13 protein-coding genes, 1 pseudogene and 1 other annotated feature are annotated in these 17,978 nt (G+C 48.3%); of the genes and pseudogenes, 5 read left to right on the top strand and 9 right to left on the bottom strand.

The window, feature by feature from the left end; genetic code table 11:
- Positions 1 to 162 precede the first annotated feature (162 nt).
- The 3 genes and pseudogenes from ACXX53_RS01825 to yfkAB all read left to right on the top strand — a co-directional run bounded on the left by ACXX53_RS01825 (position 163) and on the right by yfkAB (position 4,703).
- Positions 163 to 1,239 (top strand): HD-GYP domain-containing protein, encoded by a 1,077-nt coding sequence (locus ACXX53_RS01825; protein WP_458566887.1) that lies wholly within the window; start codon positions 163 to 165, stop codon positions 1,237 to 1,239.
- The gene (locus ACXX53_RS01820) at positions 1,232 to 3,478 is read left to right on the top strand and encodes an MMPL family transporter (RefSeq protein ID WP_458566886.1); all 2,247 of its coding nucleotides are present in this window, start codon (positions 1,232 to 1,234) and stop codon (positions 3,476 to 3,478) included. The genes ACXX53_RS01825 and ACXX53_RS01820 overlap by 8 nt, the downstream gene beginning before the upstream one ends.
- Positions 3,479 to 3,578: 100 nt before the next feature.
- A pseudogene (gene yfkAB, locus ACXX53_RS01815) lies at positions 3,579 to 4,703 on the top strand (radical SAM/CxCxxxxC motif protein YfkAB).
- Between the two features lie 99 nt (positions 4,704 to 4,802).
- On the opposite strand, the gene ACXX53_RS01810 reads toward yfkAB, so the two are convergent.
- On the bottom strand, positions 4,803 to 5,789 hold the full coding sequence (locus tag ACXX53_RS01810) for a YpdA family putative bacillithiol disulfide reductase (protein ID WP_458566885.1): 987 nt from the start codon (positions 5,787 to 5,789) through the stop codon (positions 4,803 to 4,805).
- A 248-nt stretch (positions 5,790 to 6,037) separates the two neighbouring features.
- Between ACXX53_RS01810 and ACXX53_RS01805 the strand changes: the two genes are divergently transcribed.
- The gene (locus ACXX53_RS01805) at positions 6,038 to 6,709 is read left to right on the top strand and encodes an HAD family hydrolase (RefSeq protein ID WP_458566884.1); all 672 of its coding nucleotides are present in this window, start codon (positions 6,038 to 6,040) and stop codon (positions 6,707 to 6,709) included.
- Positions 6,710 to 7,575: 866 nt separating this feature from the next.
- Here the strand turns inward: ACXX53_RS01805 and ACXX53_RS01800 are convergent.
- The 3 genes from ACXX53_RS01800 to ACXX53_RS01790 form a co-directional block, all read right to left on the bottom strand.
- Positions 7,576 to 8,430, bottom strand: coding sequence for an IS3 family transposase (locus tag ACXX53_RS01800; protein ID WP_458566883.1), 855 nt, complete (start codon positions 8,428 to 8,430; stop codon positions 7,576 to 7,578).
- A gap of 20 nt (positions 8,431 to 8,450) precedes the next feature.
- A complete protein-coding gene (locus tag ACXX53_RS01795; protein WP_458566882.1) occupies positions 8,451 to 9,140 on the bottom strand; it encodes a transposase in 690 nt (229 codons plus the stop codon).
- A 129-nt stretch (positions 9,141 to 9,269) separates the two neighbouring features.
- The gene (locus ACXX53_RS01790) at positions 9,270 to 10,136 is read right to left on the bottom strand and encodes a DegV family protein (protein ID WP_458566881.1); all 867 of its coding nucleotides are present in this window, start codon (positions 10,134 to 10,136) and stop codon (positions 9,270 to 9,272) included.
- Positions 10,137 to 10,276: 140 nt separating this feature from the next.
- Positions 10,277 to 10,553: a binding site (T-box leader), on the top strand.
- A gap of 60 nt (positions 10,554 to 10,613) precedes the next feature.
- Between ACXX53_RS01790 and argS the strand changes: the two genes are divergently transcribed.
- Complete coding sequence (argS, locus tag ACXX53_RS01785) at positions 10,614 to 12,323, top strand: arginine--tRNA ligase (protein WP_458566880.1); 1,710 nt, start codon at positions 10,614 to 10,616, stop codon at positions 12,321 to 12,323.
- A gap of 250 nt (positions 12,324 to 12,573) precedes the next feature.
- Here argS and ACXX53_RS01780 read toward each other — a convergent pair whose 3' ends face one another.
- Genes ACXX53_RS01780 through ACXX53_RS01760 form a run of 5 tightly spaced genes read right to left on the bottom strand, consistent with a single transcriptional unit; the run spans position 12,574 to position 17,964 of the window.
- Positions 12,574 to 12,714, bottom strand: a complete 141-nt coding sequence (locus ACXX53_RS01780; RefSeq protein ID WP_458566879.1) for a hypothetical protein — start codon at positions 12,712 to 12,714, stop codon at positions 12,574 to 12,576.
- 33 nt (positions 12,715 to 12,747) lie between these two features.
- A complete protein-coding gene (locus ACXX53_RS01775; protein WP_458566878.1) occupies positions 12,748 to 14,292 on the bottom strand; it encodes a YheC/YheD family endospore coat-associated protein in 1,545 nt (514 codons plus the stop codon).
- 20 nt (positions 14,293 to 14,312) lie between these two features.
- Complete coding sequence (locus ACXX53_RS01770; RefSeq protein WP_458567652.1) at positions 14,313 to 15,422, bottom strand: YheC/YheD family endospore coat-associated protein; 1,110 nt, start codon at positions 15,420 to 15,422, stop codon at positions 14,313 to 14,315.
- An 11-nt stretch (positions 15,423 to 15,433) separates the two neighbouring features.
- Positions 15,434 to 16,810, bottom strand: coding sequence for a YheC/YheD family endospore coat-associated protein (locus ACXX53_RS01765; RefSeq protein WP_458566877.1), 1,377 nt, complete (start codon positions 16,808 to 16,810; stop codon positions 15,434 to 15,436).
- Positions 16,807 to 17,964 (bottom strand): YheC/YheD family endospore coat-associated protein, encoded by a 1,158-nt coding sequence (locus tag ACXX53_RS01760; protein WP_458566876.1) that lies wholly within the window; start codon positions 17,962 to 17,964, stop codon positions 16,807 to 16,809. Before ACXX53_RS01760 ends, ACXX53_RS01765 begins: the two co-directional genes overlap by 4 nt.
- Between the last annotated feature and the right edge of the window lie 14 nt (positions 17,965 to 17,978).

Here is a 17,978-nt window from a genome sequence, read left to right as displayed (position 1 = left end):
GAAGTTTCGCAGATTATGTCGCTAGAAGCAGCCGAATTTGTCGCATGAAATACAGAAAAATGGTATTATAATTGTTGTTTGCATATGATACGTGGTTTAATTTCGACCATCAGGGGTTGACGAGATTTGCGATGGATACCATTAACTTCATGTCATGCCGGCATGAAATTAGCAAAAAAAATATATAACGATGAAGGCATGGTACTGCTCGGAGAAGGAGTGGAGCTGTCCAAGCTTTATATCGATCGGCTCATATCTATGGGGATTAGCTGTGTCTATGTTGAAGATGAGCGTACTGAAGGTATTGTCGCCCCAGATATGCTGAGCGATGAAACAAGACGTGCTGCGAATAAGATGATTCGCCGTGAGTTTAAGCAGTTGATGGCGGATTCGACGAGTCGTAAGCGCACTGTGCCTAATCTAGGCAAACCGTTCTTGGAGCTTATGGAAAATATCATTGACGATATTTCATCCAATAGTGAAGCGATGGTCATGCTGGGAGATATTCAGACAACAGACTATTATGTGTACAGACATTCGCTGAACGTATGTGTCTATTCCACCATGTTCGGGATTCATTATGGCTATAATCGCGAAGATCTCAAGACCTTAGCCATGGGGGCACTTCTACACGATATAGGCAAGACTCAGATCAAAGCGGAGACATTGAACAAGCCAGGCAGGCTAACAACAGAAGAATACGAACACATGAAGACCCATGCCGAGATCGGCTATCGCATTCTCAAGGATATTCCGAATATTCCACTGCTCACCGCACACTGTGCTTTTCAGCATCATGAACGATTGAACGGATCAGGATATCCACGCGGTATTCAATCGAAAGAAATCCATGAATTCGCCAAATGGATAGCCATTGCCGACTCCTATGACGCGATGACAACCCATCGGGTATATCGGACTGCCATGATGCCGCATGAAGCGTTAGAGATATTGTACACGGGGTCCAATACTCTGTATGAACAGCATATGCTGCAGTTGTTTCGAGATCGAATCGCAGTGTACCCATTAGGAATGACCGTTGAGTTAAGTACTGGAGAAATAGGAGTTGTGTCTCAGATCAATCCTCAATACCCACAACGGCCTATAATTAGACTGTTACTCGACCCCTATGGACAGCCATATCAAGATTTGCGTGACATTGATCTATCTACTAGCCTAAACATCATTATTTATGGTTCGAAGGATGATTTAATTACTGGAGGAGCCGCTAATGCGTGAGACAGACAGGCAAGGTTTCTTTTGGAGATGGGGAAATGGAGTATTTAAACATAGACGATTCATAATTTCGTTATGGATCGTCTTATTTGTGATCATGGCAGCATTTGCTGTTCAAGTTCCCTCTATGCTGAAAGATGATGGCTTCACTCCGGTAGGAAGCGAATCGGACGTCGGCCTGAAGCTGCTAACTGAAAACATGAACATTCCGTCAACCTCGATGGACATCGTATATGAGAGTGATGACGGTTCTACGATCACCGATGAACAATCCACGAAGAAAGTTCTAGACTCACTTGCCGATTTGGATAAACAGCCCTATGTCATGGATATAGCGGTTAAAGAGACCGGACGACTGGACGTTAGGCCAGATGTGTTGGTCATCTCAGTCCAGATGAATCTAAAGACAAACGCTGCGCTTGATCAATTTCCGTCTATACGTGCGCTTATTCCTGATCTAGAGGGCATGAGCACTTATGTAAGCGGCGCGACGCCTATCTATTACGATATGCAAGAAGCAAGTAAACGCGATATTGTAAAGTCTGAGATTATCGGACTGCCCATTGCTCTCATCGTGCTGCTGATCGTATTCGGCACTTGGATAGCAGGTCTCCTGCCGTTATTGGTCGGTTTGTTGAGCGTAACGATTACGCTGGGTCTTGTGTATTTTATCGCATTGATGACAAGCTCGCTCAGCAACTTTTTGCCTAACCTGATCTCGATGCTCGGTCTCGCTGTAGGGATCGATTATGCGTTATTCATGGTCAGCCGATTCCGAGAAGAATTACACAAGCAAGGGAACGTTCAAGGCGCGGTCGCGATGACGGCACAGAAGGCGGGCCAATCGATATTTTTCTCCGGGGTGGCCGTGCTGATTGGCTTGATTGCCATGGCGTTCATTGACTTGAACCTGTTCCGATCATTGGCGCTGGGCGGCGTGATGGTTGTAACGATATCCGTCATCGTCAGCAATACGATGCTATTAGCGATGCTCGGTGTGCTAGGAGATAAGGTGAATCGTTATCCTGTCATTCCGACGAAGTGGCGTCGGAGTAAGGGCAACGCAGAGATGGGACAAGACAGCAAAGTCTGGGGCAAGATCGCTCATGCAGTGATGAAGCGGCCGATCATCATTGCTTCTTTGCTGACAGTTGGGTTTATTGCTTGCGCATGGCCGGTTTCCGATATCAAGATTGGGATTCCAGATGCGGAGATGCTCCCGCCGAAGTACGAATCTCGTTACGGTTCAGACTTAATTAATGAAGTGTACGATATGCGTGAAACGGAAGCGATGCAGGTACTCTTGCGTATGGACAAGCCGTATTCTGACGGAGATACAGTCAACAAGGTAAAGCAGATCGCGGCAGATATCGCGAGCTTGGATTCGGTTAAGAGTGTGAACAACTATCTTGGAGCGCTGCAGGCGCTGCCGAGTGCTGAAGCCAAGGCGTTAGCGTTGCAGAACCCTAACGTGCAAGCAAAGCTGGAACAGATGCACTTGGTTAAGGGTGAGTATGTACTGCTGCAGGTGATTCCAACTGTGCAGCCTGACAGCGATGAAGCGTATAATCTCGTTAGAGAGCTACGCGAAATGGATATGGACGCAACCGAAAGCTATGTGACGGGTGCGACGGCCTTTCGCTTAGATATTATCGATCGTATTACAGATGCGCTGCCGTATGTCGTCCTATTTATATTGGCAGTGACTTATATCGTACTGTTTATCGCTTTTCGTTCAGTGCTGCTCCCGTTGAAGGCGGTGTTGATGAATGTGTTAAGCCTGGGGGCAAGCTTAGGTATCGTTGTGCTCGTATTCCAGTACGGCGTGTTTGCCGACCTATTCCAAGTGACCTCAACTGGAATGGTTGTGGCGATGCTGCCTGTTATCATTTTTTGCGTGGTATTTGGCATATCAATGGATTATGAGGTATTCTTATTATCGCGCATAGCGGAGGAATATGAACGTACGGGCGACAACGAACATAGTACTGCGGAAGGCTTAATCAAGACAGGCGGCATCATCACGAGTGCTGCGTTCATCCTCATCGTCGTCGTGGGTGCATTCATATTTACGGATAATGAGATGATGAAGGCGGTAGGCCTTGGTCTAGCGACTTCCATATTCCTGGACGCGACTCTTATTCGTGTGTTTCTCGTCCCAGCGCTTATGAAGCTGCTCGGCAAAGCGAATTGGTGGGCGCCGAGATGGTTCAAATCCCATTTAGAGCGTGACGCTGCTTAGTCGAACGATTGAAGAATGAAGAAGTAGGAATAAAATGGAATGAAGTAAGGTGATTGAGATGAGTATACAGAAGCAACAGGACTTGGCGGCAAATCAGATTATGATGAATCATGAGCAGGCGATATCCCCTGCATATGATCCGTGGGATCCGATTCGCTCGCTGCAGCAATATGGCAGGCATCGATTAACAAGCGTTGAAATGACTGTCGCCCAAGTATGCAACATGCGGTGCGAGCACTGCGCGGTAGGTCATACGCTTATTATGCGTGAGCCGGATCTGCTGCCGCTTGACCTGATGCTGAAGCGGCTGGATGAGGTAGAGCATCTGGAGACGATCAGCATTACAGGCGGCGAGCCGACCTTTCATATGGCGACGGTGAATGATTATATTATTCCGCTGCTGAAATATGCGCGTTCCCGGGGTGTTCGTTCCCAATTGAATTCGAACGTAACCTTGGATTATAAGCGCTATGAGGCAATAGCGCCGTATTTGGACGTGATGCACATTTCGTTCAACTATGCGAATGCGCAGGACTTTCATGAAGTCGGGTTCGTACATACGAAGCACGACATTGCTCCAAGCGCGGCTCAGAAGCTGTATGAGCAGATGATGGAGAATACTCGCAAGCTCACCGCAGGCGGTCTACTCGTGTCTGCCGAGTCGATGATTAATTTCCGGACACATCATAAGCTCGGCACTATTCATCAGCTGATCCAAGAGATGGGCTGTCAGCGACATGAAGTGCATCCGATGTACCCGAGCTCATTTGCGAAACATCTGCCTGTCATTAGCAAGGATGAACTGCGACAATCCATTCATCATCTGTTGGATGTTCGCAACAAAGAGATGTGGATGCTGTTTGGAACGCTGCCGTTCTATGCGTGTAACGACAGCAGCGAGGATCTGGAACTGATTCAGCGTCTGAATCATGAACCGAATGTCACAGTTCGGAATGACCCGGATGGACGCAATCGCCTAAATGTTAATATGTTTAACGGCGAGGTATATGTAACAGACTTCGCGGACATTCCGTCATTCGGCAGCATCTATGAATCTAAGCTGGATGATGTGTTCGAGTAATGGCTTGACGATCATCCGGTGTGCCAATCGGTCAATTGTCATTGTCCAGCAGCCAAGTGCTGCGGGCCGAATCTGCTTGTAGCCGACATGTATTATAAAGAGGTTGACTTCAAGAATCGCAAGTCGAAGCTATCTTTCGCTTAATTCGATTATTCAGATCGCACATAAGAAGGGCTGTCCTTACGGTAGATGAATCTACTGCAGGACAGCCCTTTTGTCATGCTAAGCATCATTTATGCTTAACTATACGCTAAGGCTGGTAATATGGTCTGCGATAATGCGACCATGACCGCGGCCTGTTTCGATAAAGATCTCATTAGCGTTACGGCCTGACGATATGACGCCAGCCACATACAGCCCTTCGATATTCGTCTGCATCGTAGAGGGGGCGAATACAGGCTTCTCGCGGTCATCCTGCAGCTCGACACCAATCTGCTCGAGCATCTTGCGATCCGGACGGAATCCCGTCAACGCCAGGACGAATTGACAAGGAATCGATTCGGTTTCCATGTCCGCATGCTCGACGATGACCTCGTGCGGATGAATAGCGATTGCTCGGGATTCGTATACCATGCGGATCAAGCCCTTGTTGAGCATGCTCTCGAAAATTGGTCTCACCCACGGCTTAATGCTGGCGGATAAGGAACCGCCGCGATATACGATCGTGACACGGGCGCCAACTCGCATGCATTCCAGTGCGGCATCGATCGCTGAATTGTTTCCGCCTATGATGACGAGATCCGTATCCGCATAAGGGTGTGCTTCCTGAAAATAATGAGTCACATGCGGCGAATCTTCACCCGGGATGCCGATCATATTCGGATGATCGAAATATCCGGTAGCCAAAATGACGTATTTGGCTTCATATGTACAGGATTCACCCGCTTGAGTTATAGAGCTCACATGAAACATTCCATCTTCACGCTTATGAACTTCCGTTACTTCCTCGTAGGAGCGGATGTTCAGATCATACCGTTCAGCTGCTTTGCGATAGTAGACGAGCGCCTCATCCCGATAAGGCTTATCGTTCGGAGATGTAAATGGCAGATCGCCAATCTCAAGCATTTCTGTCGTACTGAAAAATTGCAAATGGGTGGGGTATCGATAAATGGAGTGTACAAGGCATTTTTTTTCAATAATCAGCGTCTCTATACCTTGCTTCTTCAGTTCGATGGCTGCCGACAATCCGCATGGACCGGCGCCGATCACAATGACTTGTATCTGTTTCATAACTTGTTTCCGCCTCCATGATGATGTAAATATGCAAACTTCCCTGCATGAATCTATGGTAACAGGTTCAATATGCAAATACCAATGAAGACAGTGCGTTGAATTGTAAAAGTATTGTCTAAATAAGGCGATGCCTGTCAGTGTTGTGATATAGTGTATATATGTGAAGACAAGAACAATGTATAAAATTTGCATGGTTTCAATTGTTCTCGCATTTTCTTATTAGCATAAAAGGATGGGATAAGCATATGGAAAGACCGCAAGCGATCATTTTTGATATGGATGGTACCTTATTCAAGACGGAAACTTTACTTATTCCAGCGCATGACCGTGTGTTTAACAGACTGCGGGAAGAGGGGTACTATGACGCTCCAACTCCTCCCGTGGAACTGATGCTAGGCTCACTGGGAATGCTGCTTGATGAGATATGGAAGAGAGTTATTCCAGATGCAACAGATGCTGCACGCGCTCGCGCTGATGAATTGTTAGTTGAGGAAGAGCTGGCTGGCTTGCGCGAGCCTGGGTCCGAGCTATATCCGGGTGTTGTAGAAGTGCTGACTGAGCTGCGTAAACGTGGAGTCAAGCTGTTCGTTGCGAGCAACGGTTTGGAACCTTATATTCAAGGTGTTTCAGAAGCCCATGGCATTCTGCCTTTATTCGATGAGTTATACAGTGCAGGCGGACGTCAGACAGCCTCGAAGGTTGATCTGGTTCGACTGGTGCTGGATGAGCATAAGATTGAGTCGGCGTGGATGGTTGGCGATCGGTCATCTGATGTAGAGGCCGGCAAGAAAAATGGTTTGAAGGTGATCGGCTGCGCGTATGCTGATTTCGGTCACTCTGATGAGTTGAAGGATGCGGATGTTCGCATTCGCGAGTTTACTGACATCCTGAAGCTATATGATGAGGCAAGCGCCTAATCAATAGGCAGCCTCTGGGATGTCCTGCCCGAGGCGTGAAATAGTCCCGAGACGTAGAAAATCGACGTCTCAGCCGCAAAAACGCCTCGAAAAAAGGCTGAGACGTCGGAAAATAACGTCTCAGCCTCTGGGATGTCCAGCCCGAGGCGTGAAATAGTTCCGAGACGTAGAAAATCGACGTCTCAGCCGCAAAAACGCCTCGAAAAAAGGCTGAGACGTCGGAAAAATAACGTCCCAGCCTCTGGGATGTCCTGCACGAGGCGTGAAATAGTCCCGAGACGTCGAAAATCGACGTCTCAGCCGCAAAAACGCCTCGAAAAAAGGCTGAGACGTCGGAAAATAACGTCTCAGCCTTCGAACTGCCCAGCCCGAGGCGTGAAATAGTCCCGAGACGTAGAAAATCGACGTCTCAGCCGCAAAAACGCCTCGAAAAAAGGCTGAGACGTCGAAAAATGACGTCTCAGCCTCTGGGATGCCCAGCCCGAGGCGTGAAATAGTCCCGAGACGTAGAAAATCGACGTCTCAGCCGCAAAAACGCCTCGAAAAGAGGCTGAGACGTCGGAAAATGACGTCTCAGCCTCTGAAATGCCCTGCACGAGGCGTGAAATAGTCCCGAGACGTAGAAAATCGACGTCTCAGACGTAAAAACGCCTCAAAAAAGGGCTGAGACGTCGGAAAATAACGTCTCAGCCTTCGAACTGCTCTACGCAAGGCGAAAATAGTATCGCTTTGCGTATCATTAAATATAAATAAAGGAACCTTCGGCGCCACCAAATGAAGTGCTCCCTGTCAAGTAGACAGTGTAAAAAATAAAAATCGCTGGTTTGTTTTCCTCAGCTCGGTTTAACAGAGCTGAGGTTTTTTCATTATCCAGCTCGTCGGTATTCGTTAGGTGACAAGCCACCCAAACACTCTGTATAGCGGTAGTTGTTATAATATCGAATGTACTCATTAACATCTTTGAGGACATCTTCATAGGTATCATACTTTGTAAGATAATAGCTTTCTGATTTGTAAGTGCCCCAAAAACGTTCAATAGGTTGGTTGTCCAAGCAGCGGCTCACACGAGACATGCTTTTCATAAATCCGTATTTTATATGGAGTCGATTATACTCATGAGATGTGTACTGGAAGCCTCTGTCGCTTTGGAGAAGCGGGGTTACACCCGGATTCTTCTCGTAAGCCTTCTTCAGCGTATCCATCACGAGTTCATTGTTATTGGAATGGCTTAATACCCATGAAACAATGAAGTTATCGTATACATCAATAATAGCGCTTAAATAGGCTTTGCGACCATTTCCATACTTCAATTCTGTCACATCTGTACACCACTTTGTATTCGGAGCGTGGGCATCAAAGTTACGGTTCATTACATTTTCTGCTACATGGATCTCGGGGGCTTTCACATAGTGCAGTCGTTTCTTGCGGATGATTGCTTTGAGTCCAAAAGCACGCATAATTCGATAATATCGCTTTTTATTGTACTTCTTCTTGAGCTTTCGGTTTAATTGGGTGCGTATTTGGCGATAGCCAAGTATGCCCTTTCGCTTTTCATAGCGAAGCCTCACTTCTTTAGCTAGCGCATAACTCTCAAGTTCTCTGGCGGATGGCACCCATTTTAACCACTTGTAATAGGCAGATCGAGCAACTCCTGCTAATGCACACAACTTCGTAATTGCGTAACCTTTTTCCTTGTTCAGTTCTTGAATCGCTTGATACAAGTTTATTTGTCGAACGAGGGTTAGCGTGTATTTCGTCGCTTGATCTCCGCCAACTTTTTTGCGAGGGCATTCTCCATTTCTAGGTATTCGTTTCGAGCTTCTAATTCCTTGATCCGCAGCTTAAGACGTTCATGCTCATCTAGTTCCTCTACAGGCTTTTTGCGACCACGATTGTCCTTGAGAGCATCTTCACTGCCTGCTTGATATTTCCGAACCCATGCGTACACCTGCTGATAAGATACACCGTACTTTTCGATTGCTTTCTGATAATCCAAATCATTGGCGATTGTATATTGTGCAATTTCAATGCGTTCTTCGAAAGTTGTTTTACGTCCTTTGTTCATATGAGATAGTCCTTTTCCTTTACGAGTAGGTTTCAATTCTATCTCATTAGTATACTTGGAAATCCATTTCCTCAAAATACTTCTATCCGAAATACGGTGCTTCTCGGTCGCCTCTGCTACAGAACAATGACCAGACAACACATCTTTAATAGCAGCAAGCTTCAATTCCTTTGCGTATGATTTACACGTATTCGATTCCTTTAACCCATCCAAACCATCTGCTCTATATTTTCTTATCCATTCTGTAACTGTGTGTTGGCTAACCCCTAGCTGTTTCGCTTCATAGTTTGGATTTGATTTGTGCTCAAAGCATCGCTGTACAACATGTAATTTCGTTTCTAGAGAAGTTGAACTTCTTTTAGACATTAGAAAAACTCCCATCATTGTAGCAGTAGAAGTTCTTGTTTTTTCTACTGTCTACTATGATGGGAGCATATCAAAACGTGGTTTTGAAGGTTCTTTTGCGTATTTCATAAGATGATCTATCTCAGGCAACTATTCTTGATATTGCTTATTGATGAAAAACAACGCCAGTGTGCCCGGGCCGGAATGTGCACCGATCGCACAGCCGATTGAGCTCACGATAAAGTGCTTCATACCGTACTTTTCAATTAAGAGCGACTTCAAGGCTTCGACTGCTTCGAGATCGTCGCCATGCGAGATACCGATAAGCTGCTCCGTATCCGCAGTGTTTCCGCGCTCGCCGAACAATTCAGCAAGCCGCTGAATCGATTTCTTGCGTCCACGCACCTTCTCGATCGGAATGAGTTTGCCGTCCTCAACGTCCAGTACAGGCTTGATATTCAAGAGACCGCCGATCACAGCGGAAGTCTTGCTGACGCGTCCGCCTCGGTATAGATATTCCAGATCGTCTACGGTAAAGACATGTTCCATGTAGAGCGCTAATTCAGTAATCTTGCGAACAAGCTCTTCGCGCTTCATGCCAGCTTTCGCCCATAAGGCAGCTTGGCGTACGACAAGCCCGTAGCCGATCGAAGCGCATTTTGAATTGATAATATCGCAGGCGAATGAAGGATAGTCTTCGCGAACGATATCCAATACCATTAGTGAAGATCCATATGTACCTGACAATTCGGAAGAAAAGGCTATATAAATGACCTCTTCACCTTGTTCAGCGGATGATTGAAACGTATGTTGGTATTTCTCAATTGGAACTTGAGAAGTCTTGTATATATTTCCATTACGCATGCCATCAAACATCGTTTTAGCCTGGAGTGTGACACCATCTTCGTACTCTTCTCCATTAATGCTCACCATCAGAGGCAGAACAGTCAGTCCTAATTCCTGTATCTCAGACATGGGAAGATCGATGGCGCTGTCTGTAATAATGCGTACTTTCATGGCTTATTCTCTCCTTGCATCGAATTTAACTCTATCATACCATGAACGATGAAACTTGAAGTATGATTAGATTAGAATTTTTTGAGAGAAAGTTGCAATTGCGCAGTGTGCAGGATATAATAATGGAAATTTTGAATATGAAACATACGATGAACGGGAGAGTACTTTGCGATTAGCCGTCAACAGCGAGCCGGGGTGGTGGAAGCCGGTGAGGAGGCGTGAAGGAACCGGACCCGGAAGTTGATTCCTTGAAGGACCTGGCACAGCTAGTGGCAATGCTAGTGGATATGCTAATGGGTTAAATAGAGGAGTCCGGACTAGCCGTTACCAGATGAAGTGGAATGTTCTCCAGCATAAGCATATGCCTGTGAATATTCAACAAGAGTGGCACCGCGGATACCAGCCTCCGTCTCTTTATGAGACGGGGGCTTTTTGTGTCTTTATGATCATGGATAGCAAATAAGAGGAGGAATTAATATGCTGCATCATACAGCGGCGAAGTTACTTCAGATGCAAGTTCAATTATCAACAGCAGAGATTGAGGCTCTGCTCGAACATCCGCCGAAGGCGGAGATGGGCGATCTGGCTTTTCCGTGCTTCGCGTTGGCGAAGATGAAACGACAAGCGCCGCCAATTCTAGCGAAAGAGCTTGCGGAACAGCTTCAAGCGGCTGGCAGCCAGCAAGGGATTCATATCGAAGCCACGGGTGGTTATGTGAACTTGAAATTTGATCCCGCGAGACATAGCGCAGCCTTACTGAATAGAGCGCTGTCGCCGACATTCGGCAAGCTGGCCATCGGCCAAGGTCAGCGAGTAGTTATTGATATGTCGGCACCGAACATTGCGAAGCCGTTCGGAATCGGGCATCTGCGCTCGACGATGATCGGCAACGCGCTGATGAATATATACCGCGCGGCAGGATATGAGCCGATCAGCATCAATCACCTTGGCGACTGGGGCACGCAGTTCGGCAAGCTGATAGCGGCTTATAAGCATTGGGGAGATGACGAAGCGCTGCATCAATCGCCGATAACGGAAAGCCTGAAGCTTTATGTACGCTTTCATGAAGAAGCGGAACAGACTCCGGAGCTGGAAACAGAAGCACGCGAATGGTTCCGTAAGCTGGAGCAGGGGGATGAGGAGACGCTGCGCTTGTGGCGCTATTTTGTGGATGAGAGCATGGTTGAGTTCAATCGTGTATATGATCGTCTCCAGGTTGAGTTCGATCACGTGCTTGGTGAAAGCTTCTATAACGATAAGATGCAGGCTGTAGTACAGCGTCTGGAAGAGTCCGGCTTGCTGGAGGAAAGTGACGGAGCGATGGTAGTACGCCTTGATAATGAAGGCTTGCCTCCTTGTCTTATCTTGAAGTCGGACGGAACGACGATCTATCCGACTCGCGATTTGGCGACCGCGATATACCGCAAGGAAGTGTTGAAGGCAGATAAGCTGCTGTACGTCGTCGGCGCAGAGCAGCAGCTGCATTTCAAGCAAGTGTTTGCAGTACTGCGCAAGATGGGCTATGAGTGGGCTTCATCATGCGAGCACATTCCATTTGGACTGATGACGATGAATGGCAAGAAGATGTCGACTCGCCGCGGTCAGGTCGTATTCTTAAACGAAGTGCTGGACGAAGCCGTGAACAAATCGCTCGACATCGTTCAAGCGAACCGACCTGATGCAAGTGATCCGAGAGCAGTCGCAGAGGCGGTTGGTGTAGGAGCTATCGTGTTCGGCGATCTAAAGAACAATCGAATGCTGACCGTCGATTTCAATTTGGATGAAGCGCTGCGTTTCGAGGGTGAGACTGGGGCCTATCTGCAGTATACGTATGCTAGAGCTAGCCGTTTGCTGGAGAAGGCGGGATGGAGCGATGACTCGATCGATACAACTTACCAAGAAGCAGATGGTAAATATCTGAACGGTTCTGAGGCATGGGCATGCTTGAAGCTGCTGTGTACCTATGAGAGTACGTTATCAGAGGCGCTGCGCGTAAATGAGCCGTCTATTGTGGCGCGCATGCTGCTGGAGGCGGCTAAGACGTTCAACCGCTTCTATCACCAGGAGAGAATTATGAACCTGGAATCAAGAGAACGTGAAGTGAAGCTGGGCTTAGTCAAAGCGGCCGCTGATCTGTTGAAGCAGGGGCTCAATCTCTTAGGAGTGGCAGCTCCTAAGGAGGTATAAGCGGCAATAGTCGCAAGCTTAATCGAATAGTAAATCAACATCATCCCTTATGATGCGGATTCCTGCGGAGCCTAACTATATAACAAGCAAGAGGTAGTCGTTGTAGACTACCTCTTTACTATATAGTGCTGACCCGCAACATGCGATACGAATAGCGTAGCGGACCGTAGAGCCGTTATAGCAGCAATTGAGCGACATACGCTGTGCCTAGCGGACACCGGAGACGCTATTCGTAAGCTGACGCCCCATTTCAGGCGGGTTTTGCTCGAATAGCGGATCCACGGTCCGCTTGGCTAACATAACCGTCCAATTTATGACCGATAACGGCCGGTGTGTTCATTTCATATCCGACCAATTCATGCTCAGCAGCCCAATGGAATACGTACGCCATTATCCGCTTTACGGTAAGTTATACAGCAATTTATTAATCTGAATCGGTGGAAGAGGTAGATTGAATCAACTTGATTAAAGCTTCGGTATCATCCATGAGCAGCTCAGTTCGAATATTACTGCCATCGGGAACTGGGGGGTGACCTATTAGCTCTAAATCATCAATGAGCTCATTAGAATGCGCATGCTCTAGATGGGTCAAAGGCTGATTCTTGCGAGAGGAGGCTGCCTTGCCCGCAGCAGATGGAAAGTAAGGCTTGCTGGAGTTAGAGCGGGTTTTGGAGCCGGTACCGTTGCGTTTGCCTTGCTTCATCACAGATGGCGCGCGCTGTTCCTTCTGGGTGCTCTCCGATGTAAGGAGCGGGATTTCGGTCATCTCGATCTCCTGCAGAATGTCGGCTAGAGCTTCGTCAGCTGTTGCTGGTGCTGTAACCTGCTTGCGCCCTTTCCGTTTAGATTCCGGCTTGGCGTTATCCTTAGCCAAGTGGCTGTTGTAGTACCACATCGCATACTCCATTGGACGCGATATGGCCAACCGATACGTCTCACGATCGCCGATACGGGAGAACACTTCACGCGACGGCTTCGGATTCACTTCGAGCAGCCATATCTTGCCGCTGCGTTCGATGGCTAGATCGAGCGCGAGCTCCAGCAGAGCGCCGTATTTCGCTTCTAAGAAAGAAGCGATCTTGATGCCGATCTGGCCCGCTGTATCCTTCACGGCCAGCATCTTCTCTTCGCTTCCGACCCACTGGCGAAGCAGTGTGTTCATCTTTATCGCTTCTCCACCGCCATGCAGGTTAGAAGTGATGCTCTTGGCAGCGCCAATCCGCCCGGCGCAGCCCGTTACTTCCCACTGGCCTTCGCCGTTCTTCTGCACGAGCATGCGATAATCATGCACCCGTCCGTTCGAGAGATTGAGCGCGATGCCTTGCTGGAACAGGTAGCGTCCCTTGGCGTTCCACGATGCCAGCTTCAATGCGAGCTGCGTCCACGTCATCCGCTGAGGGATAATGATGCGGCGATAGCGGTCTCGACCTTGAACATACACCTGCAGCTTCGTTGATTTCAGCCGCTCTAGGCGAAGTATTCCTCGACCGCCTGTGCCGTTGATCGGCTTAAGATAGATAATCGGCTCAGTCTTCATCATCCGTTCAACGTCCGATATCGAGCTGTACAGCTTCGTCTTTGGCAGGTGCTGTTGAATGTCAGGCAGCTCTTGCAGCGCTTGATAGATAATCCATTTATTGCGAAGCGGACGGTTCAGGAAAGCGAGATGGCGATGTTTCGATCGGAATCGGCGCAATTGCTCGAAGCGGTAGCTGTTCTGCAGGCGGCAGCGATCGAAGATCATATCGGGGAAGGGAGTCGACTTTCTTACCCATCGCGCGTTATCGAAGTTGTAGAACTGGCCAGATATGCGACGGGACTGCTCATTCACATCCTGCGGCGTGAACACAAATACGTTCAAGCCGATTCTCTTGCCGGCGGCTATCATCCTTTGGTAGATGGACCGTTCCTCTAATTGCTTCTGTTCATTCAAGTATAGCGTCAGTATGCCAAGCATCGGTTGAGTCAATGGAGATCACCTTCTTTTTCTTATCCGCTCGGCCTTGCTAGATAGGTGCTATATTGGAATATGCGCTCCAAGGATCGTTTTCGAATATGGGGTTCATCGAATTTCATTGGCTTCGCATTCGCTTCGAAGAACCAGATGCCTCCATTGGCATCAACGCCAAGGTCCATGGACATCTCGCCATGCAGATGGCCTGAGCCCCGTTCGACTTGACGAGCAGCGATCAGGGCGGCATTCTTCGCACGAACGATGATCTTCTTCGCTTGCTCAATGCCGAAGATCGAGACAAGCAGCTTCTCCGGATCGTCGATGCTGCCTCCACGCGGGACGTGAGTCGTGATACTGGACTCGCCTGCAACTCGTGCGCCCACTCCAGTGACGTCCCACATGCCCTTGCTGTTCTTCTGAATAAGCAAGCGGAGGTCGAACGGTCGACGATTAAACAAGGCAAGCGTTATTCCTTGCTGCACGATGTAAGGGTTAGCGCCGACTTCCTTGCGAACACGCGTCCAAAGCTTACTGATGGAAGCGCACTTGTAGGAGATGCTTCCTTTCTTATCTTGGATCTTTAAGCGATACTTCAACGCCTTCGTAGGATTGAGCTTGACGGTCATAATCCCCATGCCTGCCTTCCCTGATTCCGGCTTCAGGAACACGTAGGAGTGGCGATTAAGCATCTTGCTGAGGTGGGAAGAGGTGGAGAGCCGCTGTGTGTTGGGGATGAACTGGCGAGTGGCACGAGATTTCTTTAACCATTCAAATAAATGCCGTTTGTTAAAAAAGAATGGATTGTACATGCGAATATGAGGGTGAATAAGGATTTCATTTAACTTGTTGCGTACGGCAGGCTGTATCTCATCCTCGCGCATCGGGATTCGATTGTAGATAACTTGAGGCAGCGGGAACCATTCCTGCTGCCATACGTTGCTGTCAGGGTCATATCTGTAGCCGATGACGCGCTTGGAATTCAGTTTCAAGTCCTTTATCGTCACGATATATACGGTGTATCCCATTTCATTGCCTGTCGTAATAATATCAGCGAAATTGTCTCGATTTCCTCGGAAGTATTCCTTGTTGTCATCAATCGTCAGAATGGCAACTATGGGCAAGGGCTGCTGATTCGATCTATTCATTATCGATCTATTCAAGGCATATCCCTCCTGCGGAAGTTACTTAGATATAGGCAGTGATCCAAGATATGCTCAATAGATGAATGCCCTTCACCCCTAAGAGAGGGGTGCTTGAAGATGGAACGTCCAGGTTTGGCATTCGCCTCAAACATCCAGATCTTCTCATTCTGATCGATACCGATATCGAACCCGAGTTCTCCAAGCAAATGAGGATGATTCCGTTCAATCGCTTCAGCTAATTCGATCGCAATCTCCTTCGCGTTATTCAGAACCGCATCCGCGCGGTCGCCGAAGGCTTTTTCCAATGCTTGCTTAGGTGTCATCAGCTGTCCGCCGTTCTTGACATGTGTCGTTACGCTGCCCCTTCCAGCCTTCTTGGCACCAATTCCGACGACGACCCAGCGATCATCGCCGTTCTTGTGCATATGGAAACGGAAATCGATAGGGCAGCCGTCAAGCTCGATCAGACGGACGCCTTGCTGAACAACATAGCTGCGCAGGCTGCGACCGTGTCTCTCTTGAAGCATACGAATGAGGCTGGAGTACTGCTTGAAGCGCAGCAGGACGTTCTTGCCATTGTTCGTGTATCGGGCAAAGTAGCCTTTCTTCGGCAGATAGGTCAGGCGATAGATGCCGATGCCAAGGCTTCCGGCCGATGGCTTATAATATACGAATTGATGCCGATCCAGCATATCCTTAATGGTCTCAGGAGTTGGATTCATAATGGATTCCGGCACGAAGGTGTTGGCTCGCAATTCATCTTCTAACAAGGCATAAACATCAGATTTATTGAAGAAGCTCCAGTTAAAGAACGGAATCTTTCTGCGTATGAAGCGTTCCCGCAAGCTGTTGATGGAATGAGACGTCTCTGCTTTGCGGCTGGGGAGTCTGTTGTATATGACATCTGGCAGTGGAACAGTACGGCGAACCCATTCGCCGGAATCGCCCAAGAAATAGGCAAACACAGTTTCATTCTGCCAATTAATATCTCGCGGAGAAAAGGCATACACGTATGCTTTCTTATTGCCTTCCCGCAATATCTGTTTAATAAATGACGTACGGCTCCCGAAGGGGTTTGATGAAGAGCGAAGCCCACCGTCTGAGAGAATACCGATCAAGGGCCCAATCTGCAGATCGCCTTCGTTCTCATTCAATACATATACACTGCCTGACTTCGGTATTCGAAAGGAATGCCTAACGCCAGAAGTAATGAATAGATGCTTACCCGCTTTCTTGATCGGCTTAACTCGCACGGGGATGCTTGCAGTCCCAAGTCGAAGCCTGGCAGAACGCTTTCCCGCGAGGTTCAGCTGTTTGAGCAGCGTTTGGGATACATAAACCATCTTTTCGGAATTTGGCGTCAAATGGACGTTACATACCGTCAAACTCATGGACAGACCCTCCTAAGATGTCGAACCCATACGTACCGTGCGTAGAGGATGGGCATTTCCACGGCAAGGGTCGAAGCTTCGCGATCGCCGGTCTGGGTAAAGACAGATCTTCCCGGCTTGGAATTGGCTTCAAGCAGCCATAGCCGTCTATCGCGGTCGATGCCGTAATCGAGACCGAGCTCGATCAATCGGCCGTGACGTTCTTCAATGGCTGTCGGAATGTACTCGCTGTAACGTTCAATCTGTTCTAGTAGGCGCTGTGCTTCTGAATGGCCATACTGCTCCTCCAGAAATGCGTCTGCCCGGAACGCATGGCCGCCGCCGTGCAGGTTGGACGTCACGCTGGTCGTCGAACCAACACGAGCGGCCATGCCCGTTTGCGACCAGCGGCCATGCTCATTTTTTTGCATGAGCACACGAATATCGAACGGCTCGTTTTTTAGGCTGTATAGCGTTAAATAAGGCTGCATTACATACTTCCGCTGATGGATAAATTGATGAATCCATTTTAATGCTTCGCCGGGGTGTGTGAAATCACGAATGAACGGCTCATTGTTGGCGTTGCGGCCATTAATCTTGATACATATACCGCCTTCTGAAGATGAAGAGCTATGAGCCGATGATGAGACTCGCTGGATATATATCACGGAACGGCCTTGGCTTCCGCCATGCGGCTTTAAGAATACGCCGCCATGGTGCTGATTAATAAAGTCCGCAAGCTGCCTCGGTCCTTCATACAGCGAGGTAGGCGGTAGAATAGGCTTCAGCGCTTCCGCTTGAGATAAAGATCGATACAGATCCCACTTGCCGCGCAGACCGATACCGAGCCAGGTTACACCTTGGCGCTTCATATGAGTGATGGCGTTTCTGCATTTACCGAACTGCGTTTCATTGGTATAGGTCATTCGATCATAAACGAGCCGCGGCAGCTTATGCTCACCGCAGACCCATCTCCCGCTGTCGAGCGTATAGCCTTTAACCGTATTGGTGCGGCTATTCATCCATTCAGGTGAAAATACGACCACTGCTACTCGATGCTTCTGCCCAGCCAGGCATAGCTTGCGGCAGTAAGCTGCTTCTGAGAAAGGAGGCGAACTCGTGGAGGTGTTCTGCAGCACTCCCAAGGTTTCCTGCTGATCTTTCATCAGGCTCATAGAACTCCACCTCC

This window comes from Paenibacillus marinisediminis, assembly GCF_054343325.1.
This window is presented reverse-complemented; position numbering and strand designations above follow the sequence as displayed.